The 8875-nt window shown below is 63.1% G+C and carries 8 protein-coding genes; all 8 read right to left on the reverse strand.

Annotation, left to right across the window (positions count from 1 at the left end; all coding sequences use genetic code 11):
• Positions 1 to 361: 361 nt before the first annotated feature.
• The 8 genes from DYL61_RS30625 to DYL61_RS30660 all read right to left on the reverse strand — a co-directional run bounded on the left by DYL61_RS30625 (position 362) and on the right by DYL61_RS30660 (position 8632).
• Complete coding sequence (locus DYL61_RS30625; protein ID WP_135311494.1) at positions 362 to 1225, reverse strand: LysR family transcriptional regulator; 864 nt, start codon at positions 1223 to 1225, stop codon at positions 362 to 364.
• A 151-nt stretch (positions 1226 to 1376) separates the two neighbouring features.
• A complete protein-coding gene (locus tag DYL61_RS30630) occupies positions 1377 to 2780 on the reverse strand; it encodes an amidase (RefSeq protein ID WP_135311495.1) in 1404 nt (467 codons plus the stop codon).
• The gene (locus tag DYL61_RS30635) at positions 2777 to 4045 is read right to left on the reverse strand and encodes a Zn-dependent hydrolase (protein ID WP_135311496.1); all 1269 of its coding nucleotides are present in this window, start codon (positions 4043 to 4045) and stop codon (positions 2777 to 2779) included. Before DYL61_RS30635 ends, DYL61_RS30630 begins: the two co-directional genes overlap by 4 nt.
• Positions 4046 to 4058: 13 nt before the next feature.
• Entirely contained in the window at positions 4059 to 4754 is a 696-nt protein-coding gene (locus tag DYL61_RS30640; RefSeq protein WP_135311497.1) for an ABC transporter ATP-binding protein, read from the reverse strand.
• On the reverse strand, positions 4754 to 5503 hold the full coding sequence (locus DYL61_RS30645; RefSeq protein ID WP_015884778.1) for an ABC transporter ATP-binding protein: 750 nt from the start codon (positions 5501 to 5503) through the stop codon (positions 4754 to 4756). Before DYL61_RS30645 ends, DYL61_RS30640 begins: the two co-directional genes overlap by 1 nt.
• Complete coding sequence (locus tag DYL61_RS30650) at positions 5500 to 6510, reverse strand: branched-chain amino acid ABC transporter permease (RefSeq protein WP_135311498.1); 1011 nt, start codon at positions 6508 to 6510, stop codon at positions 5500 to 5502. The genes DYL61_RS30645 and DYL61_RS30650 overlap by 4 nt, the downstream gene beginning before the upstream one ends.
• A 1-nt stretch (position 6511) precedes the next feature.
• Positions 6512 to 7372, reverse strand: coding sequence for a branched-chain amino acid ABC transporter permease (locus tag DYL61_RS30655; protein ID WP_105695775.1), 861 nt, complete (start codon positions 7370 to 7372; stop codon positions 6512 to 6514).
• A gap of 57 nt (positions 7373 to 7429) precedes the next feature.
• On the reverse strand, positions 7430 to 8632 hold the full coding sequence (locus DYL61_RS30660) for an ABC transporter substrate-binding protein (RefSeq protein ID WP_135311499.1): 1203 nt from the start codon (positions 8630 to 8632) through the stop codon (positions 7430 to 7432).
• Positions 8633 to 8875 lie beyond the last annotated feature (243 nt).

The raw sequence follows: 8875 nt of genomic DNA on the forward strand, positions 1-8875 counted from the left end.
CCCATATCAGCCTTCACCCAAACAACGGATATGTACTCAAACCCAAACGCTCCAGCGCCCAATACATAGCCATCGCAGGCAAGCCAGCTCCCACATTAGTTCGGTGTACATCCGAGAAAACTTAGCCGCATGATAGGGCGCCTTCGCGAGCAAGCCCGCTCCCACACTAGAACCGATTTACACCCGGTAAAAAGAGCCCGACTGCCAGGCCGTCACGGGAGCAAGCTCCCTCGCCACAGGTCCAGCAGCAATGCTCAAAGTTGTGTAGATACCTATGCCCCGATGAGGGAGTGTCAGCTACAAATTTATTAGCTGACACACCGCAATCGGGGGCAAGCCCCCTCCCACAGTTGATCTCATTTCAAATTAGAGGATCCCAGCGCTGCGACCAATCGCTCTCGGCCTTGACCACTCCGCGCAGCAATTCCAGCGCTTGCTGCAACACCGCCGAATCCCGCGCCCGTGAATACACCAGGTACGTCGGAAAGTTGAACTCCGGCGCCTTGGGCACGCGCTGCATCACGCCGCTGTCCAGATAGCTCTGCACCACGCGGGTACGGAAGTAACCCGCGCCGCCGTTCTCCAGGATGTACTGCAACGCCAGAGGCCCCAGGTTGAAACTCAGCGCCGCACGGGCTTTATCGGGCAGGGCGGTGTCGTGTTGCTGGCGAAAGCCCTGGCCCCAGTCGATGTACACATAGGGCTCCGGTTTGCTGACCAGCTGCACCAGGATCAGTTTTTCTTCCAGCACCTGTTCAACCTGCAACCCCGGCCAGTACTGCGGCTGGAACACCAGTGCGGCATCCAGCACGCCCAGCTCCAGTTGGCGCAGCAGGTAGTCGCCTTCACGCACTTCGGTGCGCAGCGCATGGCCGGGGATATGTTCGCGCAGGGCCTGGGCCCAGCCGAGCATCAGCGGGTTGCACAGACTGACCTCGCCACCGATATGCAGCACATTGCGATAGCCCTCGGGCAATGGCAGGTCGCGTTTTGCAGCTTCCCAGGTTTGCAGCAGCTGGTTGGCGTACACCACGAACGCTTCGCCATCGGCGGTCAGCCGGGCTCCGGCGCGATTGCGTACAAACAAGGTGCAGCCCAACTGGCTTTCCAGGCTTTTGACCCGTGCGGTGATGGCGGTCTGGGTGACGTGCAGCTTCTCGGCCGCCGCGGCCAGGCTGCCGCAGCGGGTGATTTCGAGGAAGGTGCGTGCCAGTTCGATGTCCATAAGGCCCCCGGGAATGAATGGGGGACAGTGTAATGGAATGCGCTCGGAACTGTGGGAGGGGGCTTGCCCCCGATGGCGGTGTATCAGCCACATATTAGTTAGCTGACCCACCGCCATCGGGGGCAAGCCCCCTCCCACCGTTGATTGCATTTCACGTCGTACTTTTCGGCACTTGGATATGTCGAGTAGGAAACGCCTTCGCATACGCTCGACACACCCTCAGCACCTGATCATCGGAAAACCGCGCACCCACCACGTGCAACCCCACCGGCAAGCCATTTTTCGCCAACCCACAGGGCACCGACGCGGCGGGTTGCTGGGTGAGGTTGAAGGGGTAGGTGAATGGCGTCCACTCGGTCCATTCCTGCAAGCCCGAACCCGGCGGTACATCATGCCCGGCCTCAAACGCGGTGATCGGCATCATGGGCGACACCAGCACGTCGTAATGCTCATGGAACGCCGCCATGCGCGCCACCAATGCGGCCCGTGCTTCCAGGGCGGCGTTGAAGTCGTCCAGGCTCAGGCGTTCACCGCGTTGCGCAATGCGCAGCAGGCCAGGGTCCAGCGATTGTTTTTGCGCATCACTCATCGAGCCGGTCAAGCGTGCGGCGCCGGCCGCCCACAGGGTGCTGAACACCTCCAGCGGGTCGCTGAAACCTGGGTCGATCTGCTCGACATGGGCGCCCAACTGCACCAGACCTTCCACGGCCTGGGCGACCACCTTGGCAACTTGCGGGTCGACGTTCACATAACCGAAGTTCGGGCTGTAGGCGATGCGCAGGCCTTTCAAGTCCGTCGCGCCCGACAACCATGGCGTGGTGCGTGGCGCGCCGATCAAGCCATCGCGGGCATCTGGCTGGGCGATGGTTTGCAGCATCAACACGCTGTCTTCCACCGTGCGCGTCATCGGCCCCAGGTGCGACAGGATGGTCATGGAGCTGGCCGGCCATTGCGGCACGTAGCCAAAGGTCGGCTTGATGCCAAAGGTGCCGGTAAACGCGCAGGGGATGCGGATCGAACCGCCGGCATCGCTGCCCTGGTGCAACACGCCCAGGTTCAACGCCGCCGCCGCCCCCGCGCCACCGGACGAGCCGCCCGCCGTGGTGCGGGTGTCCCACGGGTTGCGGGTGATGCCGTAGAGCGGGTTGTCAGTAACGCCTTTCCAGCCGAATTCCGGGGTGGTGGTCTTGCCCAGCAGCACCGCGCCAGCCTTGCGCATAAAGGCTGAAAACGGCGCGTCGACTTCCCACGGTCCTTCGGCGGAGGTGGTGCGCGAGCCCTTGCGGGTCGGCATGCCAACGGTCAGCGTCAGGTCTTTGATGGACGCCGGTACACCGTCCAGTGCGCCGCAGGGTGCGCCCTTGAGCCATCGTTGTTCCGAGGCGCGTGCGGCGTGCAGCGCGCCTTGCGGGTCGACATGGCAGTAGGCATTGACCACCGGGTTGTAGCGCTCGATGCGCAGCAACGCGTCCTCGGTGACTTCCACGGGCGACAAGGTTTTGTCGCGAAAATGCTGCAGCAGTTGCAGCGCCGTCAGTTCGCCCATCTCGCTCATGCCACGTCCCCCTGTGCCGCATTGACCATGGCCCGCAGCAACACGGCGCACCCGGCGGCCAGGTCATCCGGCGCGGCGTTTTCGATTTCGTTATGGCTGATGCCGCCTTCGCATGGCACAAAGATCATGCCGGCCGGGCCCAGTTCGGCGACGAAAATCGCGTCATGCCCGGCGCCGCTGACGATGTCCATATGGCTCAGGCCCAGGCTGCTAGCGCCGTCGCGCACGGCGTTGACGCAAGCCGGGTGGAAATCCAGGGGCGGGAAGTCGGCCGTGGGGGTCAGTTCAAACGTGAGCCCGTGCTGTTTGGCCGTGGCTTCGATCACACCGCGCACTTCGTCGACCATGGCTTGCAGCTTGTCCGCATGCAGGTGACGCAGGTCGATGGTCATGTGCACTTGGCCGGGAATCACATTGCGCGAGCCGGGGTGCAGGCTCAGGCAGCCCACGGTGCCGCAGGCGTGGGGTTGCTGTTGATGGGCGATACGGTTGACCGCGCTGACCACCTCGGCGGCGCCCACCAAGGCATCCTTGCGCAAGTGCATCGGCGTGGGACCGGCATGGGCTTCGACGCCGGTGAAGGTCAGGTCGAACCACTTCTGTCCGAGGCAGCCCATCACCACGCCAATGGTGGTGGCCTGGTCTTCCAGCACCGGGCCCTGTTCGATATGCGCCTCGAAATACGCGCCCACCGGGTGGCCCAGCACGGCACGGGAACCGGCATAGCCAATGCGCTGCAATTCGGCGCCCACCGACAGGCCCTGGTCGTCGCGTTTGTCCAGGGTCTCCTGCAAGTCGAACTTCCCTGCAAACACCCCGGAGCCCATCATGCACGGCGGGAAGCGCGAGCCTTCTTCGTTGGTCCACACCACCACTTCGATGGGGGCTTCGGTTTCGATCTGCAAGTCATTCAAGGTGCGGATCACCTCCAGCCCGGCCATCACCCCGTAGCAACCATCGAACTTGCCGCCGGTCGGCTGGGTGTCGATATGGCTGCCGGTCATCACCGGGGGCAGGGCGGGATTGCGCCCCGGACGGCGCGCAAAGATATTGCCGATGGCGTCCACGCTGACGCTGCACCCGGCGGCCTCGCACCACTGCACAAACAGGTCGCGGGCCTGGCGGTCGAGGTCGGTGAGGGCCAGGCGGCATACGCCGCCCTTGACGGTGGCGCCGAGCCGGGCCAGGTCCATCAGGGATTGCCACAAGCGGTCGCGATTGATCAGCGGGGCGTTGCTGTTGAGCGGTTGCGCAAAACTGTTCATGGGCATTCTCCAGTCAGGCACTCAGGGCCAAATAGCGGTTCTTGATGGACGGGTCGGCGCGGAAGTCAGCGGCGCTGCCTTCGTACACCACACGGCCCTGTTCGAGTACGTAATGGCGGTCGGCGAGCTTGTCGCAGACCATCAGGTTCTGTTCCACCAGCAGCACCGGCAGGCCGTCGTCCTTGACCTTGCGCAGGATCTTCACCAACTCGTCGACGATCACCGGGGCCAGCCCTTCGGTGGGTTCATCGAGGATCAGCAGCTTGGGGTCATTGAGCAGGGCGCGGGCGATGGCGAGCATCTGTTGTTCACCGCCAGACAGCGCATGGCCGGCGTTTTTGCGCCGCTCCTTGAGGCGCGGGAACATGGCGTACACGTCGTCGAGTTGCCAACGACTGGTTTTGCGGGCGGCGATGCGCAGGTTTTCTTCGACGGTGAGCAGGCGGAAGATCCCGCGATTCTCCGGCACCAGCGCCAGCCCCTGGCGCGCGATTTCAAAGATCTTCTGGCCCACCAGCGCCTGGCCGTTGAAGTGAATCTGGCCCTGGCGCGGGCATATGATGCCGAGGATGCTGCGCAGGGTGGTGGTCTTGCCCGCGCCGTTACGCCCCAGCAATGTCACCAGTTCGCCGGGGTTGACGGTCAGCGACACGCCTTCCAGCACGTGGCTTTTGTCGTAGTAGGAATGGATATTTTCGACGATCAGCATCAGGCAGCCTCCCCAAGGTATGCGGTGCGCACACGTTCATCGGCACGCACGAATTCCGGCGTGCCCTCCACCAGAATCTGTCCGTGGCTCATCACCGTGATGCGTTGGCTGATGGACATGACGATGCTCATGTTGTGTTCGATCAGCAGCACCGTGTGGTCGCGGCCGAGGTCGCTGATCAGTTGGGTCATGATCGGGATGTCATCGATGCCCATGCCCGAAGTGGGTTCGTCGAGCATCAACAGTTTGGGCTTGGAGCAGATCGACATGCCCACTTCCAGCACCCGTTGCTGGCCGTGGGACAACTCGCCGGCCAGGGTGTCGGCACGGGCGCTGAGTTGCAGGCGTTCCAGCACCTGATCGGCCATCTCCAGGTGTTCGCGTTTGCTGTCCACGCGGCGCCAGAAATTCAGGGCGCGGGCGCCGTCGCGGCCTTGGGCGGCCAGGCGCAGGTTTTCGCGCACGCTGAGGTTCTGGAACAGGCTGGTGAGCTGGAACGAACGCGCCATGCCCAGGCCGACACGGCCGTGGGCGGGTTTGCGCATCAGGTTCTTGCCGTCGAAATGAATCGCGCCGGCGGTGGCTTGGCGTTCGCCGGTCAGGCAGTGAAACAGGCTGGTCTTGCCCGCGCCGTTGGGGCCGATGATGGTGTGGATGGTGCCGGCCTCGACCTTGAGGTTGACACCGTTCACCGCGTGGAACGCGCCATAGGCCAGTTCCAGGTCTTTGGTTTCCAGCAGGATGCTCATAGCCCTTCCTCCTTGGCGATCACGGCGGTTTTGCGGCTGCCGCGCACCTTTTCGAACAGCGACGCCAGGCCGCCCCACAAACCGCCGCGCATAAAGATCACCACCAGGATCAAAATCACCCCCAGCAGCATCAGCCAACGCGGCCACAGGTCGGAGAGGAAATCCCCCAGCAACACGATGGAGCCGGCACCCAGCAACGAGCCGAACAATGAGCCGGTGCCGCCGACGATGGTCATGATCAGGATGTTCTCGGACATCGCCAGGTCGATATTCGACAGCGGCACAAAGTGCAGCAACATGGCGTAGAGCGCGCCGGCAATCCCGGTGACGGCGCCGGACAGCACAAACACCAGGATCTTGAAGTGGCGGGTGTCGTAGCCGATGGCCGAAGCCCGGGTTTCGTTTTCGCGGATGGCCATCAAGGTGCTGCCGAACGGCGAGGCGATGACCCGGCGGGCGCCGATGAAGATCAACAGGAACAGCACCGCGACAAAACCGTAGAACGCACGGGCGTCGGCCAGTGACAGCAGCACGCTGTCACCCAGGCGGATCTCCGGACGCGGCACGCTGAGCAGGCCGTTGTCGCCGCCGGTCCAGTCGCTCAAGGTGTAGGCGACGAAGTAGGCCATTTGGCTGAAGGCCAGGGTCAGCATCACGAAGTAGATGCCGGTGCGACGGATCGCCAGGGCGCCCACCAACAAGGCCAGGAAACCGCCCGCGACAGCGGCACCGAGCAGCGCAGTGAACAAGCCCAATTGCAAATGGATCATCAACAACGCCGCGCAGTACGCACCGGCGCCGAAGAAGATACCTTGGCCGAACGACAGCAGCCCGGTGTAGCCCAGCAGCAGGTTGCAGGCGAGGGCGGCCATGGCAAAGATCAGGATCTCGGTGGCCAGGGTCGCCGAAGGCAATATCAACGGCAGGCCGATCAGCACGGCCAGCACCCACAGCAACATGGCTTTGGATTGGGTCTTGGCAAACGGCAGGGGATTTTTCTCGCTCATGTCAGGCTCTCCCGAACAGGCCGTAAGGGCGCACCAGAATCACTACGGCCATCGCGCCGTAGATCATCAGGCTCGCGCCTTGGGGCCAGAGTGTGGTCATCAGGCTTTGCACCACGCCCACCAATAAACCGCCGACCAGCGCACCGCTGAACGAGCCCATGCCGCCGATCACCACCACCACGAAGGCCACGCCGAGGATCTCCGGGCCCACGAACGGTTGGGCGCCGCGCAACGGCGCAAACAGCACGCCGGCCACACCGGCCAGGGCCACGCCGAGGGCGAAGGTCATGGAGAACAGGCGGAAGATATTGGTACCGAGCAATGACACGGTTTCGGTGCTTTCACTGCCGGCGCGCACCAGGGCGCCGAAGCGCGTGCGTTCCAGCAGCAGCCACAGGCCCAGGCCGACCAGGCCGGAGAACACGATGAGGAACAGGCGGTAGTAGGGGTAGACAAAATCGCCGACCACCAGCACGCCGCGCAGCAGTTCCGGCACGGCGACGCTTTTGCCCACCGGGCCCCAGATCATCACGCTGGCTTCCTGGATGATCAGCGCGATCCCCAGGGTGACCAGGATCTGGAACATGTGCGGCAAGTGATAAATCCGCTGGATCAACAGTCGCTCGATCACCCATGCCAAGGCGGCCACCACCACTGGCGCAATCAATAGCGCCAGCCAGAAGTTGCCGGTGAGGCTGACGGCGGTGTAGCAGATGTACGCGCCCAGCAGGAAGAACGCGCCGTGGGCGAAGTTGACGAAGTTGAGCAGGCCGAAAATGATGGTCAGCCCGACCGCGATCAGGAAGTAGATCATTCCCAACCCAAGGCCGTTGAGTATCTGGAACAGGTAAAGATTGAGCATGCAGGAACCCTCGGCAGGACGCCGCTTGCGCGGCCCTGCGCAATGCATTTCAGGGGATCAGCCGAGCTTGCAGCCGGTGGCTTCTACGGGCGGGAACGATTGGCCGGCGCTGAGCACCTTGGCCAGGTCGTCCTTGTCGGCCATCTCGCTGGTGGCTTTGCCGACCATCAGGTAGTAGTCCTTGATGACCTGATGGTCGCCGGCGCGGATCGACTCCTTGCCGGTGGGGCCTTCGTAGCTCAGGCCCTGCATGGCCTTGGCCACGGTCGGCCCGTCGAAGCTGCCGGTTGAAATGATGGTGTCGAGCATGACCTTGGTGCTGATGTAGTCAGCGGCCAGCGGGTAGGTGGGGTTGATGCCGTATTTGGCCTGGGTCAGCTTGACCAATTCACGGTTGAGCGGGGTGTCGACCTGGTGCCAGTACTGCGCGCCAAGGTACACGCCTTCGAGTACATCGCTGCCCAGTTCCTGGAATTGGTCAAGGCCGGCGGACCACACCAGCAGCACCTTCATGCGCTCCTTGATACCGAAGTTAACTGCCTGGCGCAGGGTATTGGACGACTGGCTGCCGAAGTTGAGCAGCACCAGCACATCGGGCTTGGCGGCAATGGCGTTGGTCAGGTAACCGGAGAATTCCTGTTCCTGCAACGAGTGGTAGCTGTTGCCGATATGTTCCAGGCCATTTTCCTTGAGCACATTTTTGGCGCCTTCGAGCAGCGCCTCGCCGAACACGTATTGCGGGGTGATGGTGTACCAGCGCTTGGCCTCGGGCAGCAGCTTGATCAGCGGCACCATGGTTTCGCGGATGGCGCCGTAGGTCGGCACCGACCAGCGGAAGGTTGCGTGGTTGCAGTCGGAACCTGTGACCTCATCGGCGCCCACCGGGGTCATGAATACGCCGCTGACTTTATCGACTTCCTTGGCCACCGCGAGTGCCGACGACGACAGGGTGCACCCCTGGAAGAACCGTGCGCCGTCCTGCTGGATGGCTTCCTGCACCTTGCGCACCGCCTTGCCGGCGTTGCCTTCGGTGTCGATGACCTTGTAGTTCAGCGGGCGACCCAGTACGTCGGGGTGTTGGCCCACCGCCAGGCGCGAACCCATGTCGGCAAACTTGCCGTAGCTGGCAAACGCGCCAGACATGGACTTGAGGCCGTAAAAGGTAAAGGGCTCGGCGGCGAATGCGTGGCGCACGCTCAGTGGAAGGCTGAGGGCGGCGGCTGCGGTGAGACTGGCTTTCAATAACGTACGACGCTGCATGGGGTGACTCCCTGGTTTAGTTATTGGCAGGAGCGGCAAGGGCGATACGGTGGAGCAAGGGCCTGTGGGCAGGCTTTTTTTTAATGTGGGAGGGGGCAAGCCCTAATGCCAGTCAGTTAAGAGATGACAGGAGCAACACCGCCTCTGTAGTGAGCGGGCTTGACCCGCGCTGGGTGGCGAAGCCGCCCCAAATCCGTCCACCGCGGTTTGTCTGAAGCACCGCAGTACCAGGGTTTAGGGCGG

Origin of the sequence: Pseudomonas nabeulensis, from assembly GCF_004682045.1 — a bacterium.
GTDB lineage: Bacteria > Pseudomonadota > Gammaproteobacteria > Pseudomonadales > Pseudomonadaceae > Aquipseudomonas > Aquipseudomonas nabeulensis.

What these genes read in the sequence shown, in the direction of transcription:
- DYL61_RS30640 (WP_135311497.1), bottom strand. Translation starts at nt 4,754, where the DNA reads ATGCTGATCGTCGAAAATATCCATTCCTACTACGACAAAAGCCACGTG.
- DYL61_RS30625 (WP_135311494.1), bottom strand. Translation starts at nt 1,225, where the DNA reads ATGGACATCGAACTGGCACGCACCTTCCTCGAAATCACCCGCTGCGGC.
- DYL61_RS30635 (WP_135311496.1), bottom strand. Translation starts at nt 4,045, where the DNA reads ATGAACAGTTTTGCGCAACCGCTCAACAGCAACGCCCCGCTGATCAAT.
- DYL61_RS30650 (WP_135311498.1), bottom strand. Translation starts at nt 6,510, where the DNA reads ATGAGCGAGAAAAATCCCCTGCCGTTTGCCAAGACCCAATCCAAAGCC.
- DYL61_RS30645 (WP_015884778.1), bottom strand. Translation starts at nt 5,503, where the DNA reads ATGAGCATCCTGCTGGAAACCAAAGACCTGGAACTGGCCTATGGCGCG.
- DYL61_RS30655 (WP_105695775.1), bottom strand. Translation starts at nt 7,372, where the DNA reads ATGCTCAATCTTTACCTGTTCCAGATACTCAACGGCCTTGGGTTGGGA.
- DYL61_RS30630 (WP_135311495.1), bottom strand. Translation starts at nt 2,780, where the DNA reads ATGAGCGAGATGGGCGAACTGACGGCGCTGCAACTGCTGCAGCATTTT.
- DYL61_RS30660 (WP_135311499.1), bottom strand. Translation starts at nt 8,632, where the DNA reads ATGCAGCGTCGTACGTTATTGAAAGCCAGTCTCACCGCAGCCGCCGCC.